Origin of the sequence: Actinoplanes oblitus (assembly GCF_030252345.1) — a bacterium.
Taxonomy (GTDB): Bacteria; Actinomycetota; Actinomycetes; order Mycobacteriales; family Micromonosporaceae; genus Actinoplanes; species Actinoplanes oblitus.
In genome coordinates this window covers 1,712,737-1,735,871 of the sequence record NZ_CP126980.1, presented here as the reverse complement: position 1 = coordinate 1,735,871, position 23,135 = coordinate 1,712,737, and the positions used below count along the sequence as shown (strand labels likewise).

The window sequence follows — 23,135 nt, the reverse complement described above, 5'->3', positions numbered from 1 at the left end:
CTCCCGCCGGTCCGCAAGGGCAGGCAGGCGGTTCGGCGCCGGGTCGCGGCTGGGCCCCGGCCGAGGACCCGCAGAGGTACGCGGTGAGCCCGCCCCGTGACTCGCAGAACGATCCCGCGTGGAACCGGCCGATGCCCTATGGCGGCGCGCCGGATCAGCGTCGTGGCGCGGCACCGGTCTACGGGCGGGGCCCCTCGTCGGTGCCCGTGACGCCCGGTCCCGGGCGGGTGCCGGGACCGGCCGTACCGGTCTCCCCCGGCCACCCGTCGTCGGCACCGGTCTCCCCCGGCCGGTCCTCGGGTGCCGCCCGGGTCCCCCAGCAGCCCGACAGTCCCCGCCGTGGTGGTCCGGGTGCGCCCGGCGGTCCCGGGGCGCAGCAGCCGCCGTGGGGGCGTGGTGACTTCGGGGCGCGGCCGGTGTCGCCGGCGCATGGTGAGCGTGGCGGATTCGGGCCGGGGCAGCAGCAGGGTGGGTCGGCGCCGCAGGTGCGCGGGGGCGCTCAGATTCCGCCGGGGCCTCGCGGGGCGGGTCCGGCCGGTGGGCCGGACGGGCGTCATCAGGGGCAGCGGTTCGGCGGGTATGGGCCCGGCCCGGGCACTGGTTTTGGTGCCGGTCCTGGTCCGGAGCAGGGGCGTCGTCCCGGATCCGAGCAGCCGGGGCGTCCCGGGCCCGAGCAGCAGGGTCGTCCCGGGCCCGAGCAGTACGGCCGTTATGGGCCCGACCAGCATGGCCGTCCCACGCCTGAGCAGCAGGGCCGTCCCGGGTCTGAGCACGGTCGTTCCGTGTCTGAGCAGCACGGTGGCTGGGCGGCGCCGGAGCAGGCGACGTCTCGGTCTGGGGGTGATCCGCGGCAGGGTGGTGGGGCGCGGCCGGTGTCGCCGGCCGGGCTCACCTATGGCAGCGCTCGCGCGGTTCCGCCGGAGGCGTTCCCGGCTCGGTCCGGGCGGACTCCGGACGCGCCGTTCGAGTTGCGCCCGGCTCCGCAGGAGCGGAACAGCCCACCTCCGGCACGGCCGGCGGCGCAGCCGACCCGGATGACTCCGCAGCAGCCGGCCATGCCGCCGGCAGCGGTCTACCCAGCGGCGCCCGGCCGGAATCCGGCGTACCCCGGCATTCCCGGCAACGCGCCTGTTTCCGGCATCGCGTCCGCTCCGGTCTCCGGGTTCGCCTCCGCTCCGGTCTCGGGTGTCACGTCCGCCCCGGTCTCCGGTGTGGCGGCCGCCCCCGTTTCCGGTCTCGCGTCCGCCCCCGTTTCCGGGGTTGCCTCCGCGCCGGTTTCGGGTGTCGCGTCCGCCCCGGTTACCGGCGTCGGGGGTTCGGTTCCGGGCGTGTGGCGCGGCGACCTCGACGGATCCGGCTCGCGTCAGCAGACCGCGCCGGGCGGCGCCGGACCCGACCAGCCGGGTCATGGTGCGGACGGGCCGTTCCTGCCGAATGACAGTACGCAGGCGATGGACGTCGGCGGTGTCGACCTGAGCGCATACCGCGCGCGGCAGCAGGGCGGCGCGCCGGGAGAGCGCACCCAGGCCATCGACCCTCGGCGGGTCGGGCCGGTGGCACCCGGCGACGAGGCCGCGCCATCCGCCGGTCCGGAGACGCCGTTCATGGCCGCGCAGGGTGCGGGAACCGCATTCGCGGAGCCGGATGCGCCGGTTGGCGGGGTGCCTTCCGAGGCACCCGTCACCGGGACCCCGTTCGGGGCGGGCGATTCGCCGGTCGCTGGGACGCCGCTCGCGACGAACGAGTCGCCGGTCGCTGGGACGCCGTTCGGGGCGGGCGATTCGCCGGTCGCTGGGACGCCGTTCGCGACGAACGAGTCGGCGGTCGGTGCGCCGGCCGGGGCGGGCGCCGGTGTGCCCGTAGCGGAGCCGGCTGTTGAGGAGCCTCGGGGGCTGGGCTGGCTGCTGTCGATGAGCGGGCTCGGGGCGGAGACGCCGGTGCCCGAGACTTCGCCGCTGGCTGCTCCGGAGGCGGCGGAGGCCGAGGAACGACCGGCCGGCTGGTTCGCTCCCGGGCTGGAGGACGGACCGGACGAGACTTCGGACGACGGTTCGACGGCCGGGTCGGATGTGGACGACACGGTGGGCGGCGACAACGTGGCCGCCGAGATGGCGGACACGGATGCTGCCCAGGCAGCCGACGGGACGCCGGCCGCGGACGACTCGGTGCAGGGCGACTCGGCTGAGGGCGAGTGGGCCCAGCGTGACTCGATTCAGGACGACCCGGTTCAGGCCGACTCGGTTCAGGACGACCCGGTTCAGGGCGACTCGGCCGAGGGCGAGTGGGCCCAGCGTGACTCGGTTCAGGACGACTCGGCCGCGGACGACTCGGTTCAGGGCGACCGGGCCGAGGATGTGACCGTCGAAGCGCGTGCGGTGGAGACGCCGGTCGGCATGTTCCCGTGGGACGTCCAACTGGAGACTGCCGAGGCTGGTGCGGCCGAGGTGCCGGCGGAGCCGGTGGCCGCTCGGCACAGCCACGCCTGGCCGGACGAAGATTTCGCGGTCGATGACGTTCCGGTGTCGCCGGCCGGACCAGGGCGGCACGAGCGGGCGACGGACGAACCTTCGGGCAGGCACGAGGCGACCGATTCTGGTCATCCGGTTGGCGAGCATCACGCGGCTTCGGACCTGGACAGCGACGGGCTGGCGCCGGTTTCGGCCATCCCGGTTTCGGCCGCGCCGACTTCGGCGTTCCCGGTTCCGGCCACTCCGATCTCGGCCGCCCCGACCTCGGCGATTCCGGTCTCCGCCGCCCCGCTGTCGGCCACCCCGGAATTCGAGGTCACACCGGTCTCGGCTACCCCGGTTTCGGCTCCCCCGGAGTTCGAGGCCCCGCCTGTTACGGCCGCCCCCGAATCCGAGGTCGCGCCGATCTCGGCCGCTCCGGAGTTCGAGGCCCCGCCGGTTCCGGCCACTCCCGAATTCCAGGCCCCGCCAGTTCCGGCCGCCCCGGAATTCCAGGCCCCGCCGGGCTCGGGTGGTTCGGGCTTCGAGGTCGCGCCGCCGGTGAACGGGTTCGTGGTGGCGGCGCCGCGCGTTCCTGAGTGGCCGCCGACCAACCCGGCAGCGGTGGGCGCTGCTCGGGACGATTTCGTCGCCGAGGTCGAGGCTGCCGAACCGGTCCGCGAGATCGGCGCCGAGGTCGAGACTGCCGAACCGGTCCGCGAGATCGCCGTCGAGCCGACGGATGCCGGACCCGGCTACGAGATCGCCGCTGAGGTTCCGGTTGCCGCAGCGATCGAGGAGGCCGCCGGGCCGGCCATCGTGGACACACCGACGGCGCACGGAGCGGACAGCACGTCAGCGCCGGCCGGGCTTGCCGCTGAGGTCCCGGTCGAGGCCGAAGAGCGGGTGGAAGACATCGCGGCGCCCGTCCAGGGGCCGCTCGTCCCGGCGAACCCGGTCGCGGAAGACCGCCTCGAAGAGGTCGTGGTCCAGGAGACATCGGTCACCGAAGACCATCTGCCCGAGGACGCACTCGACCCAGAGACGCCGGTGGCCGAAGACCGCGTCGACAACGCCGTGGCCGAGGACGCGCTCGACCAGGAGCCCTCGGTCGCGGAAGACCACGTGGAAGAGATCGTGGCCGAGGACGCGCTCGGCCAAGAGATCCCGGTCGCGGAAGAGCACGTCGAAGAGGTCGTGGCCGAGGACGCGCTGGACCAAGAGATCCCGGGCGCGGAAGACCACGTCGAGGACGTCGTGGCCGGGGAGGCGCTCGACCCAGAGGACTCCGCCGCGGAGACGCTCGACCCAGAGGACTCGGCCGCGGAGGACCGCGTCGAGGTAGCCGACGAGGCCGCCGGCTGGGCGGCGCCCGCCGAGCCGGAGACAACCGTCGCGGAGGCCGCTGAGATCGCGGTGGCGACCCCGGCCGAGCCGGACGCCACCCCGGTGCGGGCCGACGACCCCGCGACGGCTTCAGCGATCCCTGAGCCGCGCGCCGAGGGCGCCGACGACCGCGGCGGTGCGGCGGACCCGCGTATCGGAAATCCGGCCGACGACCGGGAGCCGGCGGCGGACCCGCGTACCGGAAATCCGGCGGACGACCGGGAGCGGGCGGCGGACCCCCGTACCGAAGAATCCGGAAGCGGCCTCGCGCCGATCCGGCAGCGACGGGATCAGCGGGCCCCGGCCGACCGCCGGCGGGCCGATCCGGAGCAGATCCTGGCCGCCTACCCGTGGATGTTCGATCCGGCGACGCTGCGTGAGCAGGTCGGCGACCCGGATCGGCTGTGGGAGCTGGCGGACCGGCTGACCGACCGGCTGGAGTTCGCCGAGCGGGACAACGTGCGGGCCGGGCTGCTCAGCCTGCGGGCCGTCGTGTCGCGGGTGCTGGGTGAACTGGACGACGCACTCGCCGACGGGCGGGAGGCGCTGCGGCACGCGGAGGCGGCAGGTGTGGCGCACCTCGTCTCGATCACGCAGGCCCGGCTGGCGCACGTGCTGCAGTGGCGTGGCGAGTTCGCCGAGGCGGACCGGCTCTACGCGCGGGCCGACTCGCCGGAGCTGCCGGCCCGGGCGCGGGCGGAGATCCGGGAGCTGGCCGGGCGCTCGGCGTTCGAGCAGGGCCGGTTCCTGGAGGCGGTGAACCACTTCGAGCGGGCCCTGGACCTGTGTCAGGGCGGTGACCCGGAGCTGGTGGAGCGGGTCGAGCTGGCCCTCGACGTGATGGCGCGGCGGTCCGGGGACGGCTGGGGTCCCTATCCGCGCAGCCGGGAGCAGGTGCTCGGGCTTCCGCCGACGCCGACCCCGCTGCGCGACGACGGCACCTCGCTGTGGGGGTACGCGGCGGCGGTCGAGCCCCGGTACGCCGAGGCGCAGCCATTCGCCGAGGGTGTCGCCTGGGTGCGGCGCCCGGACTCGGCGGCCTGGGAGCTGATCGACCCGGCCGGGCAGGTGCTGATCGGCGCCGACTCGGGTTACCTGGCGGCCGGCCGGTTCGCCGAGGGGCTGGCCTGGGTGAGCAGGGACGCCGAGGGTGGCTGGTTCGCCGTCGACCGGGGCAACCGGCTGGTGGTGTCCGGCGGCTTCGAGGACGTCCGGCCGTTCCGGCGTGGCCTGGCGCTGGTCAAGCGGGGCGGCTGGGGTGCCGTCGACAGGCACGGGCGGATCGCGGTGCAGCCGAAGTACCACGGGTTCGCCACGGTGCTCAGCGCCGGCGGGCCGATCGACGGGTTCAGCGACGAGGGTCTGGCGGTGGTCGACGCGGGCACCGGCTCCGGGGTGGTGGACCGCACCGGGCAGCCGGTGGTCCCGCCGGTGCACAAGGCGGTGGTGATCCACCCGTCGGCGTTCCTGATCGCCGACGAGGCGGGCCGCTGGGGTGCGCTGGACCGGCAGGGCCAGCCGCTGGTGGAGACCCGGTACGTGGAGCGGGCCGACGCGATCGAGGAGGTCGTCCGGCTGCGCCCGGACAACAGGCCGGTTCTCTAGTTCTTCGATAGGGTTCGAGATATGGAGTTCCGTCATCTCGGCCGTTCCGGCCTGCTGGTCAGTGAGATCGCCTACGGCAACTGGATCACCCATGGGTCCCAGGTGGAGGAGGAGGCCGCGCTCGCCTGTGTGCGCGCGGCCCTGGAGTCCGGGATCACCACGTTCGACACCGCCGACGTCTACGCCGGCACCCGGGCCGAGGAGGTGCTGGGCCGGGCGCTGAAGGGCGAGCGGCGGGACGGCCTGGAGATCCTCACCAAGGTGTACTGGCGGACCGGGCCGGGCGCGAACGACAGCGGCCTGTCCCGCAAGCACATCATGACCTCGATCGACGGTTCGCTGCGCCGACTCGGCACCGATTACGTGGACGTCTACCAGGCACATCGGTACGACCACCACACCCCGCTCGAGGAGACCATGGAGGCGTTCGCCGACGTGGTGCACCGCGGCAAGGCGCACTACATCGGCGTGTCCGAGTGGAGCGCCGCGGAGATCCGGGCCGCCAAGCCGCTCGCCGACGAGCTGAGGATCCGCCTGGTGTCCAACCAGCCGCAGTACTCGCTGCTGTGGCGGGTGATCGAGGCCGAGGTGGTGCCGGCTTCGCAGGAGCTGGGTCTCGGCCAGATCGTCTGGTCGCCGCTCGCGCAGGGCGTGCTGACCGGAAAGTATCAGGCTGGGCAGCAGCCGCCGGCCGGGTCGCGGGCCACCGACGAGAAGTCCGGGGCCGGGTTCATCGCCCGCTGGCTGGAGGACGACGTGCTGAACACGGTCGCCCGCCTGAAGCCGCTCGCGGACGAGGCCGGGCTGACCATGGGGCAGCTGGCGATCGCCTGGGTGCTGAGCAACCCGAACGTGTCCGCGGCGATCATCGGCGCGTCCCGGCCGGAGCAGGTCCGGGACAACGTCAAGGCGTCCGGGGTGAAGCTGGACGACGGGCTGCTGAAGGCGATCGACGAGATCGTCGAGCCGGTGGTGACCCGGGACCCGGCGCTCACCACCAGCCCCGAGAAGCGGCCGTAGGACGGGCGCCGGCGCCGGCGTGATCCCTCTGCGGGACCTCGCCGGCGCCGGGCGGTCAGCTCCAGAAACGCATCAGGTCCAGGCCCTTGCCGATCAGGGTCTGGTCCACGTCGAGCAGGTCGCAGCACCAGAGCACCACGGCGTAGAAGTACCGGCTGAGGCTGGTCTGCCAGAGCGCCACGAACAGCAGCAGGAAGCCGAACGGGGCGAACATGTCCCAGGCCCGCCGGTACTCGGCGCTGAGCCAGGGCCGCAGGATGCTGCCCCCGTCCAGCCCGGGGATCGGCAAGAAGTTCAGCACGCTCGCGGTGACCTGCAGGAACGCGAGCGCGGCGAGCGCCTGCCAGAACTCCGGGTGGTCGGTCATGATGAACACCCGGAATCCGGTGTCGACCACCCGCGGACCGAGGCCGAGCAGGAACGGCGCGGCCGCCACCACCGCGAGCACCACGTTGGTCAGCGGCCCCGCCGCACTGATCAGCGAGTCCTTGATCTTGCTGTTGATGTACCGGTGGTCCACCCAGACCGCACCGCCGGGCAGGCCGATGCCGCCGAGGATCACCACGATCACCGGCAGCACGATGGAGAGCAGCGGGTGCGTGTACTTCAACGGGTTGAGCCGCAGGTAACCCCGGTCGGCGACGGTCAGGTCACCGGAGAAGTACGCGGCGATCGCGTGCGAGTACTCGTGCAGGCAGAGCGAGATCAGCCAGCCCGAGATGATGAACAGGAACACGTCGAAGCCGACGTTGCCGTACCGCGTCCAGGTCAGCACGGCGCTCACCGCGAAGATCGCGACGATGCCGACGAAGACCGGGCTCGGAACGAACGCGTTCCGTGGAGTGCGGGTGTAGACCGGTTCGTAGGTCACGTCACTCCGCCGGTTGCAGGCTCATCTGATAGTCGACCCGGTCGTCCTCGACCAGCGTGACCGTGCTGACGCCGCCGGCCTGCAGCGTCCGCCACTCCTGACCGATCCAGGACTCGGCGTCGGCCTGGCTGCTGAACGTCTCGGCAGGCCCGTCAACCGGCTTGCCGTCGACGTCCTCGTACCGCCAACTCCATGGCATTGAGCCGCCCCCTCACGTCGTACCGTCGGTGGCCTTCCACCCTACGGCGTGCACGTGTGCGACCCGGCTCTAAGGTACGGGGCATGTCCGAAGATCGGTGGAACACGGTCCTGGTGCTCGGCGGGATCCGCTCCGGCAAATCCGCGTTCGCCGAATCGCTGGTGGCCGACGCGCCGGCGGTGCGCTACGTCGCCACCGCGGTCGGCGGCGAGGACGACCCGGAGTGGCTGGACCGCATCGAGGAGCATCAGCGACGCCGGCCACAGTCCTGGTCGACCGAGGAGACCGGCGCCGACCCGGCCCGGCTCACCGAGCTGCTGAGCGAGGCGAAACCCGGCGACACGCTGCTCGTCGACGACCTCGGCGGGTGGGTCGCGGCGGTGCTCGACCCGGCCCGGCAGCCCAACGACGACGAGGCCGACGTCGCGGCGCTGGCCGCCGCGGTGCGCGGCTGCACGGCGCGGGTGGTGCTGGTCAGTCCGGAGGTCGGTCTCTCGCTGGTGCCGGTGACGCCGGTCGGGCGGGCGTTCGCCGACGCGCTGGGCACCACCAACCAGGCGCTCGCGGACGCGTGCGACGGCGTGGTGCTGGTGGTGGCCGGGCAGCCGACCTGGTTGAAACGGGCCGTCACCGCCACCGCTCCGGCCGCGCCGAAACCCAAGCCGCCGGCGGCGGCCACGCCGGCACCGCCCCCGCCGCCGGTCTTCGTGACGCCGGTCGCGGACCCCGGCTTCGTCGGGACGCCGACCACCGCCGACGCCTTCAGCGGCGCCACCATGAGCCTGCCGCTGGTCGCCTCCGGCCTCACCAAGATCGAACCGGGCATGGACCTGCCGCTGCCCAGCAGCGACGCCGGCCCGGACGCCCGGGAGCGCCTCGGCCTGATCGACCTGCCCGGCGCCGGTCTGGGCCGGGTCGGCGAGGCGGTCGAGTTCGCCGCCGCCACCCAGGACACCACCAGCCCGCAGCCGTGGTCCTCGGTCCGGGTCGTGGTGATCTCCGGCCGGCACGGCGGCGGGGCCGCGGCCGGCGCCGACCCGCTCGACGTCGAGCGCCGGGTCGCCGAGACCGAGCGCGGCGCCGGACTGCTCGGCCGGCTGGCCGGCCAGGCCGGCGCGGACGTCGCGGTGCTGCGGGTGCAGGCCTCCGGCGCGATGGAGGAGGGTCCGGTCGCCGCCGACCACGCTGTCGACGCCGCGCTGCGGCAGGGCTGGCAGCTGGCCGACGAGGCGGCCGACGCCGGCCGGGACGCGCTGCTGCTCGCCGGGATCGGGGTCGGCGTGGAGGCGGTGGCGACAGCGGTGCTCGCCGCGACCACCGGCGCCGAGCCGGCCGCCACCCTGCCCCGCGTGCTGCAGCCCGGCGGGACGTTCGACGACCACGCCTGGATGGTGCGCTGCGCCGCGATCCGCGACGCCCTGCACCGGATCCGGCAGGAGGCGCGCGGCGCCACCGACATCCTCCGCGAGCTCGGCGGCCTGGACCTGGCGGTGGCCACCGGCCTGCTGCTCGGCGCGGCCGCCCGGCGCCTCCCGGTGCTGGTGGACGGCCCGCTCGGCATCGCGGCCGGCCTGATCGCCCGGGACGTGGCCGGGCAGACCCGGCACTGGTGCCTGCTGCCCGAGGCGGGCACGCTGGCGCTGGTCAGGCAGGGCGCCGACGTGCTGGGCCTGACGCCGGTGCTGGAACTCGGCCTGGACCTCGGCGAGGGGGCGAACGCGCTGGCCGTGCTGCCGCTGCTGCGGACGGCGATCGGGCTGGCCGCGGCCCTGCCGGTGCACCCGGCGATGCTCGCCGACCACGGCGACGCCGGGCTCGACGACCCGGACGCCAACCTCACCGAGGCGGACCAGGCCGGTGACGAGGCCACCGTCGCCGCCGGCCCGGAGGGCACCGCCGACGGCTTCGGCAACCCGGTCGACGGCGTCGAGGACGGCGCGGCCGGCCGCTCGTGATCGACGGGCTGCGGCTGGCGGTCACCACCCTGACCGTGCTGCCGGTGCGCGGCGGCCGGGTGGACCGGCCGGTCGCGGCCGTCGCGATGGGCCTGGCGCCGCTGGTCGGCGCGCTGCTCGGGGCGGCGCTCGCGGCCCTGCGCGAGGGTTTGCTGGCGCTCGGCGCGCCCGGCCTGGTCGCCGGCGGGGTCACCGTGGCCGCCGGCGCGCTGCTGACCCGCGGCCTGCACCTCGACGGCCTGGCCGACACGGTGGACGCGCTCGGCTCCTACCGGTCCGGCCCGGCCGCCCTGGAGATCATGAAGAAGCCGGACATCGGGCCGTTCGGCGTGGTGGCGCTCGCCGCCGGCGTGCTCGTGCAGGCCGCCGCGCTCACCGCCGTCACCTGGTGGTCGCTGGTGATCGCGTGGACCACCGGCCGCCTGGCGATCACCCTGGCCTGCCGCCGCGGCGTCCCACCGGCCCGTCCCGAGGGGCTCGGCGCGATGGTGGCCGGCACGGTCCCGGTCCCCGTCGCGTGGCTCGCCGGCGTGCTCGTGGCGGCCGCCGCGATCCCGGCCGTCCCCGGTCGTCCCTGGCAGGGACCGGTGGCGGTGGCGGCCGCCGTGGTGGGGGTGCTGGTGCTGCTCCGGCACTGCGTGCGCCGTTTCGGCGGGGTCACCGGGGATGTGCTGGGCGCCTGCGTCGAGACCGCCGGCACGCTCGCGGTGATCACCCTTTCGCTGCGGTGAGCGGCGGGTCACCACCCGCTTCGCTGCTTCCGGTACGCCGGGCGTACCGGAAAGTGGTTTCCCGGGTCAGCGGACCGAGGGCTGCACGAAGGGCGGCTTGACCAGCCGGGCCTCGGTGCGGCGGCCGCGGATGTCGATCTCGACCGGGGCTCCGTCGGGCAGCCGCAGCTCGGTGTCGATCAGCGCCAGGGCGATGCCGACCTTCTTGGTCGGGGAGAACGTGCCACTGGTGGTCTCGCCGATCCGGGTGTCGCCGGCGAAGACGGGCATGTGGCCGCGCGGGATGCCGCGGCCGGTCAGCTCCAGGCCGCGGAGCTGGCGGCGCGGGCCGGCGGCCTTCTCGGCGAGCAGGGCGTCGCGGCCCCAGAAGGCGGGCTTGGACCAGCCGACCGCCCAGCCGGAGCGGGCCTGGACCGGGCTGATCTCCAAGGAGAGCTCCTGGCCGTGCAGGGGATAGCCCATCTCGGTGCGCAGCGTGTCGCGGGCGCCCAGACCGCACGGGCGGACTCCGGCGCCGATCAGCGCGTCCCACACGGTGGTTGCCGCCGACCACGGGATGACCAGCTCGTAGCCGTGCTCGCCGGTGTAGCCGGTCCGGCAGACGACGAGCGTGACGTCGCCGAGGGCGGCCTCGGTGAACGACATGTAGTCGTGCCCGGTGGGCAGGCCGAGCCGCTCCAGGACGGCGGCGGACTCCGGGCCCTGGACGGCGAGGATCGCGAAGTCGTGGTGCAGGCCGGTCACCGTGATGCCGGACGGCGCGGCGGCGGCCAGGCGGCGGACCACCTCCGCGGTGTTCGCCGCGTTCGGGATCAGGAAGACGTCGTCCGGGCCGTAGAGGTAGGCGATCAGGTCGTCGACCACGCCGCCGGTCTCGTCGCAGCAGAGCGTGTACTGCGCCTTGCCCGGGGCGATCCGGGCCAGGTCGTTGGTCAGGCAGGAGTTGACGAAGTCCGCCGCGCCGGGGCCGGCCACCCGCGCCTTGCCCAGGTGCGACACGTCGAAGACGCCGGCCGCCTCGCGGACCGCGGCGTGCTCTTTCAGCACGCCGCCGCCGGCGTACTCCAGCGGCATCTCCCAGCCGCCGAACGGCGCGAGTTTCGCGCCCAGCGCGACGTGGCGTTCGTGCAGCGGAGAGCGGAACGACTCGGCAGACATGAGACTCAACTTACCGGTGACCTTGGGCATGGTTAGAGTCGCGGGGAATACCAAGTGTTTCCCACCAGCCGGGAGACCGCTTACCGGCGGCCTCCCGCCCCCAACGTCGCGGAGTGCCCGAGTGACCCAGCCCAGCCTCAGCCTGGTCGACACCGACCCGGCCGAATTGGCGGTCGATGCCATCGTCATCGGCCTGCACAGCCAGCCCGACCAGGACGGCGCCCTGCTTCCGGCGTCCGGCGCGGAGAGCATCGCCGCGGCGTTCGACGGGAAGCTGACGTCGACCCTGGCGCTGCTCGGCGCCACCGGCGCCCCGGGTGAGGTGACCAAGCTGGCCACCCTCGGTACGGTCGCCGCGCCGCTGGTGGTCGCGGTCGGCCTCGGCGACGAGCCGACCGGCTCCGCCCCCGACCTGGAGACGCTGCGCCGGGGCACCGGCGCCGCGGTGCGCGCGCTGGCCGGCAGCGCCTCGGTGGCGCTGGCCCTGCCGGTGCCGGACGACGCGGACGCCCCGGCGGTGCTGCGGGCCACGCTGGAGGGCGCGCTGCTCGGCGGCTACCGGTTCGCCGGCTACAAGACCAAGCCGCAGAAGGGTCGCCGGGAGCCGGTGACCGCGTTGCGGGTGCACGTGCCGGACGCCGCCGACGCGGCCGCCCAGGCCGAGGTGACCCGCGCCGAGGTGGTCGGCCGCGCGGTCCGGCAGGCCCGGGACTGGGTCAACATGCCGCCGAACGAGCTGCGCCCGGCCACCTTCGCCGACCAGGTGGCGGCGGCCGCCGGCGAGGCCGGGCTGGCCGTCGAGGTGCTCGACTTCGAGCAGCTCAAGGCCGGCGGGTACGGCGGTATCGTGGCGGTCGGCCAGGGTTCCGAGGCGCCGCCGCGGCTGGTCAAGCTGAGCTACACCCCGGACGGGGTGGCCGAGCCGAAGCGGGTCGCGCTGGTCGGCAAGGGCATCACGTTCGACACCGGTGGGGTCAGCATCAAGCCGGCCGCCGGCATGTGGGAGATGAAGTCGGACATGGCCGGTGCGGCCGCTGTCGCCGCGGCCATGCTGGCGATCGCCGCGATCAAGCCGGGCGTGGCGGTCTCCGGTTACCTCGCGATCGCGGAGAACATGCCGTCCGGGTCGGCGTACCGGCCGGGCGACGTGATCACCATGTTCAACGGCAAGCGGGTCGAGGTGTTCAACACCGACGCCGAGGGCCGCATGGTGCTCGGCGACGCGATGGCGCGGGCCTGCGCGGACGGCGCCGACTACCTGTTCGAGACGTCCACCCTGACCGGCGGCCAGGTGATCTCGCTGGGCAAGCGGATCGCCGGCCTGATGGGCTCGGACGAGGCGACCGCGCTGGTCAAGGCGGCCGGCGACACGGTGGGCGAGCCGGCCTGGCCGATGCCGCTGCCGGACGACGTGCGCAAGGGCATGGAGTCGGAGATCGCCGACATCTGCCAGACCAACGCCAACCTGGACCGGGCCGGGCACATGCTGCAGGGCGGCGTGTTCCTGCGCGAGTTCGTGGCGCCGGGCGTGGAGTGGGCGCACATCGACGTGGCGGGTCCGGCGTACCACTCCGGTGAGGCCACCGGTTACTGGACCAAGGGCGGGACCGGCGTGCCGATCCGCACCCTGCTGCAGGTGGTCGAGACGCTCTGACCGGGCGCGCCGCCCGGCCCGGGGTCAGGCCGGGCGGCGCTTCTGCCTGGCGTTGTAGTCGCGCATCCGCTGCGGGTAGCCGAGCAGCCGGACGTCGTAGATGGGCAGCGAGAGCTTGTGCGCGAAGCGACGGGCCACCTCGGGCGACTCGATGCGCCGCCGGGTCCACTCGCCGTCGTGTGCGACAAGCAACACCGTGGTCTCGGTCACCGTGGTGCGCGGCTCGACGAACGCCTCGACGCCGGTCCGGCTGCGGACGAACTGCGCGAGATGCTCGAGATCGGCCTGGTCAACCGGGCGTCCTCCGGCACCGACCGATCTCGGGCGGCGTCGAAACCAAGCCACTTCCGCTCCCCCTCGTCTCAGGTCTCGCAAGGGTACGACGAGCCGACGTGTCTTGGGGCACCTGCCCGCATCGAGCGGGTCCAGAAGTGACAAGATGTCCGAGACGGGACTGTGACCGTTTCCATTGTGTGACCCACATGGCGACGACTCGACTACTGGAGTCAACGTGAGCCAGCCGAACGGCGGAACCTTCGACATCGTCATCCTCGGCGCAGGCAGCGGCGGGTACGCGGCCGCGCTGCGCGCCGCCGAACTGAACCTCTCCGTAGCGCTGATCGACAAGGCCGAGGTCGGTGGTACCTGCCTGCACCGCGGCTGCATTCCGACCAAGGCCCTCCTGCACGCGGCGGAGATCGCCGACCAGACCCGGGAGAGCGAGCAGTTCGGCGTCAAGGCCGACCTGGTCGGTATCGACATGGCCGGGGTGAACGCGTACAAGGACGGCGTCGTCGGCCGTCTCTACAAGGGCCTGCAGGGCCTGCTCGGCCACAACAAGAACATCACCCTGGTCCAGGGCGCCGGCAAGCTGGTCGGCAAGGACACCGTCGAGGTGGACGGCCGGCGCTACACCGGGCGCAACGTCATCCTGGCCACCGGCTCGTACTCGCGGACCCTGCCCGGCCTGGAGATCGACGGGCAGAAGGTGATCGCCAGCGAGCACGCGCTGAAGCTGGACCGGGTGCCGAGCTCGGCGATCGTGCTGGGCGGCGGCGTGATCGGCGTCGAGTTCGCCAGCGTGTGGAAGTCGTTCGGCGCCGACGTGACCATCATCGAGGCCCTCCCCCGGCTGGTCGCCGCGGAGGACGAGGAGATCTCGAAGACCGTCGAGCGCGCCTTCCGCAAGCGGAAGATCAACTTCAAGGTCGGCAAGCCGTTCGAGAAGGTGGAGACGACGGCCGACGGCGTCAAGGTCACCATCGCCGGCGGCGAGACCCTGGAGGCCGAGGTCCTGCTGGTCGCCGTCGGCCGCGGCCCGACGACCGCCAACCTGGGTTACGAGGAGCAGGGCATCACCCTGGAGCGCGGCTTCGTGATCACCAACGAGCGCCTGCACACCGGCGTCGGCAACATCTACGCGGTCGGCGACATCGTGCCCGGCCTGCAGCTCGCGCACCGCGGCTTCCAGCAGGGCATCTTCGTGGCCGAGGAGATCGCCGGCAAGAACCCGGCGGTCATCGACGAGGCCGGCATCCCGCGGGTCACCTACTCCGACCCGGAGGTCGCGTCGGTGGGCCTGACCGAGGCCAAGGCCAAGGAGAAGTACGGCGCTGACAAGGTCACGTCGTACAACTACAACCTGGGCGGCAACGGCAAGAGCCAGATCCTCAAGACGGCCGGCTTCGTCAAGCTGGTCCGCGTCGAGGACGGTCCGGTGGTCGGCGTCCACATGGTCGGCGCCCGGATGGGCGAGCTGGTCGGCGAGGCCCAGCTGATCTACAACTGGGAGGCCTTCCCGGAGGAGGTCGCCCAGCTCGTGCACGCCCACCCGACGCAGAACGAGGCGCTGGGCGAGGCTTTCCTCGCGCTCGCGGGCAAGCCCCTGCACGCGCACAGCTGAATCAGATCGCTTCGATGAGGCTTATTCACGATAAGCGTCGTGGGTACGTCTCGACCGTCGTGAACAAGCCTCATTGGCGTTAAGGAGTTTGGGGAAAGATGCCGACATCGGTAACCATGCCGCGGCTGGGTGAGAGCGTCACCGAGGGCACCGTCACGCGCTGGCTCAAGCAGGAGGGCGAGCGCGTCGAGCTGGACGAGCCGCTGCTCGAGGTCTCCACCGACAAGGTCGACACGGAGATCCCGTCGCCCGCCGCGGGCGTGCTCTCGCGGATCGTGGTCGGCGAGGACGAGACCGCGGAGGTCGGCAGCGAGCTGGCCGTCATCGCGGGCGAGGGCGAGGACGCCGGTGCGGCCGCCCCCGCACCGCAGCAGGAGGAGCAGGCCGAGCCCGAGCCGCCCGCCCCGACCACCCCGTCGACCGAGAAGCCGGTCGAGGAGGAGGCCCCCGCCCCGCAGACGGCGGCCCCGGCCGCCGAGGCCGGCGAGGGCACCGAGGTGAAGATGCCGGCGCTCGGCGAGAGCGTCACCGAGGGCACCGTCACCCGCTGGCTCAAGCAGGTCGGCGAGACCGTCGAGCTGGACGAGCCGCTGCTCGAGGTCTCCACCGACAAGGTCGACACCGAGATCCCGTCGCCGGTGGCCGGCACGCTGCTGGAGATCCGGGTCCCGGAGGACGAGACCGCCGAGGTCGGCGGCGTGCTGGCGATCGTCGGCTCGGCGTCGTCAGCGCCGCGGGCCGAGTCGAAGCCGGCTCCGGCGCCGCAGGTGGAGTCCAAGCCGGCCCCGCAGGTCGAGTCGAAGCCGGCGCCCGCGCCGCAGCAGGCCCAGCCGAAGGCCGAGTCGGCCCCGGCCGGCGAGTCCTACGCGACCCCCGCTCCGGCCGCCGAGACCAAGCAGCCGGCCCCGGCCGCTCCCGCGCAGCCGGCCGCGCCGGCCGCCGAGACGGTCAAGGCGAACGGCGCCGGCGACGCCGGTTACGTGACGCCGCTGGTCCGCAAGCTGGCCGCGGAGAAGGGTGTCGACCTGTCCTCGCTGACGGGGACCGGCGTCGGAGGCCGGATCCGCAAGCAGGACGTGCTCGACGCCGCCGAGAAGGCCGCCGCGGCCAAGGCCGAGACCGCCGCCCCGGCCGCGTCCGCCCCGGCCGCCGCCGCTCCGGCCGAGGCCAAGGCCAAGCCGGAGCCCAGCCCGCTGCGCGGCCGCACCGAGAAGCTCACCCGGATCCGGGCCACCATCGCCCGGCGCATGGTGGAGTCGCTGCAGATCTCGGCGCAGCTCACCACCGTGGTCGAGGTGGACGTCACCAAGATCGCGACGCTGCGGAACAAGGCGAAGGCCGACTTCCAGGCCAAGCACGGCGTGAAGCTGACCTTCCTGCCGTTCTTCGCCCTGGCCACCGTCGAGGCGCTGCAGCAGCACCCGGTGGTCAACTCGTCGATCGACGTCGAGGCCGGCACCGTCACCTACCACGGTGCCGAGCACCTGGGCATCGCCGTGGACGCGCCGAAGGGCCTGGTCGTCCCGGTCATCAAGGACGCCGGCGACCTGAACCTGGGCGGCCTGGCCAAGCGGATCGCGGACGTCGCGGAGCGCACCCGCAACAACAAGATCGGGCCGGACGAGCTCGGTGGCGGCACCTTCACGCTGACCAACACCGGCAGCCGGGGCGCCCTCTTCGACACGCCGATCATCAACCAGCCGCAGGTCGGCATCCTCGGCCTGGGCGCGGTGGTCAAGCGCCCGGTGATCGTGAACGACCCGAACCTGGGCGAGATCATCGCGCCCCGCTCGATGGTCTACCTGGCGCTCAGCTACGACCACCGGATCGTGGACGGCGCGGACGCCGCCCGCTTCCTGGGCACGCTGAAGGAGCGCCTGGAGGGCGGGCACTTCGAGGCCGACCTCGGGTTGTGAGTTCGCGTTAGACATCACTGGGGTGCGCCGTTGTGGCGTACCCCAGTTTTGTTTTGATCTGGATCTCTTTCGGGAAAGACTGGGGACATGCGGATCGTCATGGCCGGCGCCTCCGGCTTTCTCGGGACCCGGCTCACCGACCGGTTGAGGCAGCACGGGCACGACGTCCACCGGCTGGTGCGACAGCCGGCCACCTGGGATCCGGGGCAGGGACGACTCGACTCCGAGCTGCTGGCCGGCGCGGACGCGGTGATCAACCTGGCCGGGGCGAACATCGGCGGGCAGCGCTGGACCGCCGGCTACAAGCGGGTGCTGCGGGCCAGCCGGGTGAACACCACCGACACGATCGCCCGGACCATCGCGAGACTGCCGGCCGCCGACCGCCCCCGCGCCCTGCTGCAGTCCTCGGCGGTCGGCTGGTACGGCGACACCGGCGACCAGGAGGTCACCGAGGAGGCGTCGGCGGGTAACACGTTCCTGGCCGACCTGTGCCGGGTCTGGGAGGCCGCCGCCCGGCCCGCCGAGGACGCCGGTGTCCGGGTCGTCCTGCTGCGCACCGCGCCGGTGCTGGACCGGACCGGTTCGCTGCTCAAGCCGCTGCTGCCGCTGTTCAAGCTGGGCGGCGGGGCCCGGCTCGGCGGCGGGCGGCAGTGGATGGCCTGGATCGCGCTGGCCGACTGGCTGGGCGCCACCGAGTTCCTGCTGGAGCGCGAGGATCTGGCCGGACCGGTCAACCTGGTCTCCGCCCGGCAGTGCACCAACGCCGAGTTCACCCGCGCGCTGGCCGACCGGCTGCACCGCCCGGCCCTGTTCTCGGTGCCCGGCCCGGTGCTCGACGTCGTTCTCGGCGAGCTGGGCGGGGAGACGCGGCGCAGTCAGCGGGTGGTTCCCGCGGTGCTGCGCGACGCCGGATTCTCCTGGGCATACCCGGACATCGAGTCCGGCTTGGCGGCGGCTTTGCGACCCGAACCCGCGATCGGCCGCTGATCTACAGCTCCCGCTGCTAACCTGCGCCTGATGTCCGTGACCGCCCCCGCCCCCGCCGCGTCCGCCGATCGCCCCTCGGAGCCCGTCACCACGCCCGGCCGCCGGCCGCGCGCCTGGCGGGCTCATCTGACCGTGGCCCTGGTCGCGCTCGCCATGGCGGGCTATGTGACCCACGGCCTGTGGGCGGACCCGTACACGCACGTGCTCGCCGACAACGTCGGTGACCAGGCCTTCTTCGAGTGGCTGATGGGGTATGGGTACTACACCGTCACGCACGGCGCGGACCCGTTCTTCACCGACCTGCTGAACGCCCCGCTCGGGGTGAACCTGGCCGCCAACACCTCGATCACGGTGTACACGGTGCTGATGACGCCGGTCACCCACCTGGCCGGCCCGCAGATCAGCTTCGTGACGGTGCTGACCCTGAACCTGGCCGGTTCCGCCTTCGCCTGGTACCTGTTCCTGCGCCGCTGGCTGGTCGGCAACGCCGGGGCGGCCGCGGTGGCCGGGTTGTTCTGCGGGTTCGCGCCGGGCTTCATCTCGCACGCCAACGGTCACCTGAACTGGACCGCCGGCTGGGTCGCCCCGGTGGTGGTCTGGCAGGTGCTCAAGCTCCGCGAGGAGGGCCGCTGGCTGCGCAACGGGCTCACGCTCGGGGTGCTGCTCGCCGTCGGCTTCTCGATCGCCGCCGAGGGGTTGTTCTACACCGCCCTGGCCAGCGGCATCTTCCTGGTGGTGTGGTCGTGCGCCGAGGCGGTGCGGCAGGAGGCGCGGGCGGCGCTGGGCACCGTGCTGCGGGCGCTCGCGGTGACCGCCGTGGTGGCCGGGGCGCTGCTCGCCTACCCGCTCTACATGCACTTCGCCGGGCCGCAGACGTTCTCCGGGACCGGGTTCAACCAGAAGTTCTTCGCCGAGGACCTGGCGTCGTACCTGTCCTTCCCGAGCCGGTCGCTGGCCGCGATGGCCGGGCTGCACAAGGACCTGGCGCCGAACGCGACAGAGGAGACGTCGTTCTTCGGCGTCCCGATGATCGTCCTGATGATCGCCGGTTACCTGCTGCTCCGGCGGCGGGTCGCGCCGGGGCGCCGGGCCACGCTGCGCGCTGTCGGCGTGGTCGGAGTGGTCTTCGTGGTGCTCTCCTGGGGGCCGCGGCTGTTCATCAACAAGCACATGTACCACTTCCCGCTGCCCTACGCCGCCCTGCAGCACCTGCCGCTGTTCAACTCCGCGCTGCCGGTCCGGCTCTCGCTGGTGGTGGTCGGGGTGTTCGGCATCCTGCTGGCGCTGCTGCTGGACGAGCTGCTCAGCCGGCGGATCAAGCTCGGCACGCTGCACACCGCGCTGTCCGCGGCGGTGGTGGTCAGCCTGCTCCCGCTCGTCCCGCTGCCGCTGCGGGTCCAGCACCGCTCCCCCGAGCCGGCGTTCATCGCCAACGGCACCTGGAAGAGATACGTGACGGACGGCGGGACGATCTCCGCGCTGCCGTTCGCGTTGAACGTCACCGCGGACGGGCAGCGGTGGCAGGCGTACACGCTGGCCCGCGGCGGCGAGCACTTCCGGATCCCGGCCGGTTACTTCCTCGGCCCGCAGGTGGCGGGCGAGGCCGGCAAGAAGCGGCAGGGCCAGATCGGCGCACCCCCGCGGGCCACCGACTGGCTCTTCCTGCGCGCCGCCTGGTGGAACTACGTCATCCAGCTCAACAACGCCGACCGCGCCCAGGCCCGGGCCGATTTCGAGTACTGGGGAGTGGACGCGGTCTTCCTGCCCGCCGAGATCACCGGCTCCGACCACCAGACGCTGTCCCGGGACGCGGTGCTCGCCACCGCCATCGACCTGCTCGGCCCGCCGGAACGGGTCGACGACGTCCTGGTGTGGCGCATCCGTCGCGGTCTGGACCCCGTCGACCGCTGAGTACCGGTGAGTACGGGGCTAGGCTTTCCGCTGTGACAACCTCCGTACTCACCGTTCTTCGCCCCGGACTGGTCGATTACCGCGACGCGTGGGACGAGCAGAAGCGCCTGCACGAGGCCGTGGCCGACGGCGACCGGCCGGACACCATCCTGCTGCTGGAGCACCCGAGCGTCTTCACCGCCGGCAAGCGCACCGAGCCCGCCGACCGCCCGTGGGACGGCACCCCGGTGGTCGACGTCGACCGCGGCGGCAAGATCACCTGGCACGGGCCGGGCCAGCTGGTCGGTTACCCGATCCTGCGCCTGCCCGACCCGGTCGACGTGGTGGCCTACGTGCGCCGCGTCGAGCAGCTGCTGATCGACGTCTGCGCGGAGTTCGGCGTGCCCACCGAGCGGGTCGAGGGCCGCAGCGGGGCCTGGGTCCGGGCCACCGACGGCGGGCCGGACCGCAAGATCGCCCAGATCGGGATCCGGGTGGCGCGCGGCGTGACGCTGCACGGCTTCGCGCTGAACTGCGACTGCGACCTGGCGAACTTCGACCGGTTCGTGCCGTGCGGGATCCGGGACGCCGGGGTCACCTCACTCAGCGCCGAGCTGGGCCGGCCGGTGACGGTGGCCGAGGTGATGCCGGTGGTCGAGCGGCACCTCACGACCCTCTTCTGATCCGGAAGACGACGGTGGCGCCCTGGTCGGCGCAGGCCACCAGGTCGTCGACGGCCGTGCAGCCGTACGGCAGCACCCCCGGCAGCGTGCCGTAGAGCCGGCCGGTGCGCAGGTCGGTGACCTCGGTGTGGTCGCCGGCCGCGCGCAGCATCAGGTCGCCGGTCGCCTCGCCGCGACCCAGCCGGCGGGTCACCCGGCCGGTCGCCGGATCGAGCAGCACGAGCCGCTCGTCCAGGGTCCGGGTCACGCCTCGGAGGTAGCCGTGCCACCCGGCCACGGTCCAGCGCACCGCGCCGGTGTGCGGGTCGATCGCGGTCAGGCCCCGCTCGCCCAGCACGCAGAGCAGGTCGCCGCAGGACACGGCGCTCCGGGGCATCGGCACCCGGGCCGGCTCGGCCCAGACCGGTGCCAGGTCCGGCAGGCGCAGCGCGGTCACCGTATCCGGCCCCAGGACGTAGGCCTGATCGCCGGCCAGCACCGCCTGCGGGTCGTCCGGGTCGATCGACTCGGTCACCGATCGGCGCGCCAGCTCCCGCCCGTCGGCGGCCGACCACACCCGCGCGCCGTTCAGGCCGTCCAAGGTCAGCAGGTACCGCCCGGCCGGGTCGAGCATCGCGCGGTCCGCCGAGCCGCGCCGGGTCCACCCGATCCGGCCGGTCGCCAGGTCGGCCAGGCGCAGCAGCGGGTACCCGTCCTGGTAGTCGGTGAGCAGCACCCGATCACCGGTCACGATCGCCGGGCTCACCGTCGACCAGCGGTCCTCACCGGTCGCCGGGTCCAGCACCACCAGCTCCGTCTGGTCGGCGGCCACCAGCACCGGGCCGGAGCGGTACAGCCAGAGGTCGGCGCCGCCGGTCAGCGAGAGCCGGACCCGCCAGGCCGGGCCACCCGGCCGCATCGGCTGGGCGACGAGGTCGACGCCGTCGCCGGCGACCGGCTGCACGGTGTAGAGCGCCTCCGGGGTGAGCAGGACACTCGACGTGGCCCGGCCGCCGGAGCCGGCCACCCGCGGGAAGGCCTCGATCCGGGGTGGCGCGGCCGCGGCACCGAGCAGCAACAGCACGGCGATCGCGACGGTGGCCCGCAACTCGCGCCACGGGATCCGGCGGGTCCGCTCGGGGGCGGGCGCCGGAGCCACGTCGAGGTCGATGAGCACGGGCCCCAACCTACGACTACGGCGCGACCCGGTGCGGGTCCCTCGGGAACGCCGTGACCGCACGGACGTTCGCGGCGCCGGTCAGCCTCGCCACCAGGCGTTCCAGGCCGATGGCCCAGCCGCCGTGCGGGGGCATGCCGTACCGGAAAGCGTCCAGATAGCCCCGATAGGCGGCAAGCGGTTCGCCGGCCGCGCGCAACGCGGCGACGTAGTCGGCGTGCCGGTGCAGCCGCTGCCCGCCGGTGACGATCTCCAGCCCGCGGAACAGCAGGTCGAACCCATGGGAGTAGGTCGGGTCGGCCGGGTCCGGGTGGGTGTAGAACGGCCGCTTGCGCATCGGGTAGCCGGTCACGAAGACGAACTCGGAGCCGTGCTCGCGCCGCGCCCACTCGCCCAGCGCCCGCTCGTGCGACGGGGCCAGGTCCGGCTCGTCGGCCGGCGCCCCGGCGATCCGCAGCGCCTCGGCGAAGCGCACCGCCGGGATCTCGGCCGGCACCTCGGGCGTCTCGTATGCCGTGCGCTCGGTGATCTCGCCGAACATCCCGGCGATCGTCCGGGTCAGCGCGGCCATCACGTCCCGGTGGTCGGCGACGAAGCCCATCTCGGCGTCCAGCGACGTGTACTGGGTCAGATGCCGCGCGGTGTCGCTGTTCTCCGCGCGGAACACCGGACCGACCTCGAAGACCCGCTCGAAGACGCCGACCATCATTTGCTTGTAGAACTGCGGCGACTGCGCGAGATAGCCGGGCCGTCCGAAATAGTCCAGCTGGAAGACGTTCGCGCCGGACTCGGTGGCCGACTCGACGATCTTCGGAGTGTGGATCTCGACGAACCGTTGCGCCTCGAGGGCCGCGCGGAAACCGGCGGTCGCGGCAGCGGAGATCCGCAGCGCGGCCCGCCGGGCCGGATGCCGCAGAGCGAGGGCCGCGTGGTCCAGCTGGGCCGGCAGGCCCGCGGTCAGCTCGGGTCGATGCAGCTCGAACGGCAACGGTACGTCCGCGGCGGCGTGCACGTGGATCTCCGGTCCGGTCAGCTCGACGCCGTGCGGAGCCTGCTCGTTCGGGGTGACGGTGGCGGTGACCGAGACGACGCTCTCCTCCGGCGCGGTCAGCTGCGCCGGGTCGGTCAGCACCACCTGGGCGAGCCCGGCCGCGTCCCTGACGATCAGGAAGCAGACCGATTTCAACCGGCGGATCCGATGGATCCAGCCGTCCACCCGGACCTTTTCGTACGGGTGGGACGCCAGTTCGGTGGAGAGGATGCGTTGCATGGCGGTTACCTCCTCCGGTGACGGCAACGCGGCCCCGGGAGGTGCGGGCGAGCGGGATCCTCGCGGTACCACCGCACCTTCGCGCCCCGTCTCGCACGGGACGCCTCTTGCCCTGCTCGGCTCCGGGGTGTCTTCACGCTCCGGCGCTCGGGCCACCCTCACAGCTGCCGGTGGCTCTCTCGGCCGGCGGATCGGAGCGTTACTCGGTCCCATCACTGCCGTGCCGAGCACCCTAGGCATGCCCCGCCGTCGTCCGCATCCGGTTTTCCCACCAGGTAGTGGCGGCGGTCACACCTCAGGTCAC

16 protein-coding genes are annotated in these 23,135 nt (G+C 73.3%); 10 read left to right on the top strand and 6 right to left on the bottom strand.

Going from position 1 to position 23,135, the window contains the following annotated elements:
• The first annotated feature begins 782 nt into the window (after positions 1–782).
• Positions 783–5,438, top strand: a complete 4,656-nt coding sequence (locus Actob_RS07985; protein WP_284919421.1) for a WG repeat-containing protein — start codon at positions 783–785, stop codon at positions 5,436–5,438.
• A gap of 21 nt (positions 5,439–5,459) precedes the next feature.
• A complete protein-coding gene (locus Actob_RS07980) occupies positions 5,460–6,458 on the top strand; it encodes an aldo/keto reductase family protein (RefSeq protein WP_284919420.1) in 999 nt (332 codons plus the stop codon).
• 55 nt (positions 6,459–6,513) lie between these two features.
• Here Actob_RS07980 and Actob_RS07975 read toward each other — a convergent pair whose 3' ends face one another.
• Together Actob_RS07975 and Actob_RS07970 are read right to left on the bottom strand one after the other, a co-directional pair.
• Positions 6,514–7,329, bottom strand: a complete 816-nt coding sequence (locus Actob_RS07975) for a site-2 protease family protein (protein WP_284919419.1) — start codon at positions 7,327–7,329, stop codon at positions 6,514–6,516.
• A 1-nt stretch (position 7,330) separates the two neighbouring features.
• On the bottom strand, positions 7,331–7,528 hold the full coding sequence (locus Actob_RS07970) for a hypothetical protein (RefSeq protein ID WP_284919418.1): 198 nt from the start codon (positions 7,526–7,528) through the stop codon (positions 7,331–7,333).
• 83 nt (positions 7,529–7,611) lie between these two features.
• Here Actob_RS07970 and Actob_RS07965 point away from each other — a divergent pair, with 83 nt between their 5' ends.
• The gene (locus Actob_RS07965; RefSeq protein ID WP_284919417.1) at positions 7,612–9,483 is read left to right on the top strand and encodes a bifunctional adenosylcobinamide kinase/adenosylcobinamide-phosphate guanylyltransferase; all 1,872 of its coding nucleotides are present in this window, start codon (positions 7,612–7,614) and stop codon (positions 9,481–9,483) included.
• Positions 9,480–10,214, top strand: coding sequence for an adenosylcobinamide-GDP ribazoletransferase (locus Actob_RS07960; protein ID WP_284919416.1), 735 nt, complete (start codon positions 9,480–9,482; stop codon positions 10,212–10,214). The genes Actob_RS07965 and Actob_RS07960 overlap by 4 nt, the downstream gene beginning before the upstream one ends.
• Positions 10,215–10,280: 66 nt before the next feature.
• Here the strand turns inward: Actob_RS07960 and gcvT are convergent, their stop codons facing one another.
• Positions 10,281–11,372 (bottom strand): glycine cleavage system aminomethyltransferase GcvT, encoded by a 1,092-nt coding sequence (gene gcvT, locus Actob_RS07955; RefSeq protein WP_284919415.1) that lies wholly within the window; start codon positions 11,370–11,372, stop codon positions 10,281–10,283.
• Positions 11,373–11,493: 121 nt separating this feature from the next.
• Between gcvT and Actob_RS07950 the strand changes: the two genes are divergently transcribed.
• Positions 11,494–13,026, top strand: coding sequence for a leucyl aminopeptidase (locus tag Actob_RS07950; RefSeq protein ID WP_284919414.1), 1,533 nt, complete (start codon positions 11,494–11,496; stop codon positions 13,024–13,026).
• 24 nt (positions 13,027–13,050) lie between these two features.
• Here Actob_RS07950 and Actob_RS07945 read toward each other — a convergent pair whose 3' ends face one another.
• Positions 13,051–13,371 carry a hypothetical protein gene (locus tag Actob_RS07945; RefSeq protein ID WP_284919413.1) on the bottom strand — a complete coding sequence of 107 codons (321 nt, stop codon included), beginning with the start codon at positions 13,369–13,371 and terminating at the stop codon, positions 13,051–13,053.
• Positions 13,372–13,537: 166 nt separating this feature from the next.
• Here Actob_RS07945 and lpdA point away from each other — a divergent pair, with 166 nt between their 5' ends.
• From lpdA to lipB, 5 genes are all read left to right on the top strand, one after another.
• Positions 13,538–14,929, top strand: a complete 1,392-nt coding sequence (gene lpdA, locus Actob_RS07940; RefSeq protein WP_284919412.1) for a dihydrolipoyl dehydrogenase — start codon at positions 13,538–13,540, stop codon at positions 14,927–14,929.
• 98 nt (positions 14,930–15,027) lie between these two features.
• Positions 15,028–16,845, top strand: a complete 1,818-nt coding sequence (sucB, locus tag Actob_RS07935; protein ID WP_284919411.1) for a 2-oxoglutarate dehydrogenase, E2 component, dihydrolipoamide succinyltransferase — start codon at positions 15,028–15,030, stop codon at positions 16,843–16,845.
• A gap of 87 nt (positions 16,846–16,932) precedes the next feature.
• Positions 16,933–17,832, top strand: coding sequence for a TIGR01777 family oxidoreductase (locus tag Actob_RS07930; protein WP_284919410.1), 900 nt, complete (start codon positions 16,933–16,935; stop codon positions 17,830–17,832).
• A gap of 30 nt (positions 17,833–17,862) precedes the next feature.
• A complete protein-coding gene (locus Actob_RS07925) occupies positions 17,863–19,743 on the top strand; it encodes a DUF2079 domain-containing protein (RefSeq protein WP_284919409.1) in 1,881 nt (626 codons plus the stop codon).
• 32 nt (positions 19,744–19,775) lie between these two features.
• Positions 19,776–20,405: a lipoyl(octanoyl) transferase LipB gene (lipB, locus tag Actob_RS07920; RefSeq protein WP_284919408.1), complete on the top strand. Its 630-nt coding sequence runs from the start codon at positions 19,776–19,778 to the stop codon at positions 20,403–20,405.
• On the opposite strand, the gene Actob_RS07915 is transcribed toward lipB, so the two are convergent.
• Entirely contained in the window at positions 20,389–21,561 is a 1,173-nt protein-coding gene (locus tag Actob_RS07915) for an outer membrane protein assembly factor BamB family protein (RefSeq protein ID WP_284919407.1), read from the bottom strand. The two genes, lipB and Actob_RS07915, sit on opposite strands and share 17 nt — an antisense overlap.
• 16 nt (positions 21,562–21,577) lie before the next feature.
• Positions 21,578–22,831 (bottom strand): aspartate--tRNA(Asn) ligase, encoded by a 1,254-nt coding sequence (gene aspS / locus Actob_RS07910; protein ID WP_284919406.1) that lies wholly within the window; start codon positions 22,829–22,831, stop codon positions 21,578–21,580.
• Between the last annotated feature and the right edge of the window lie 304 nt (positions 22,832–23,135).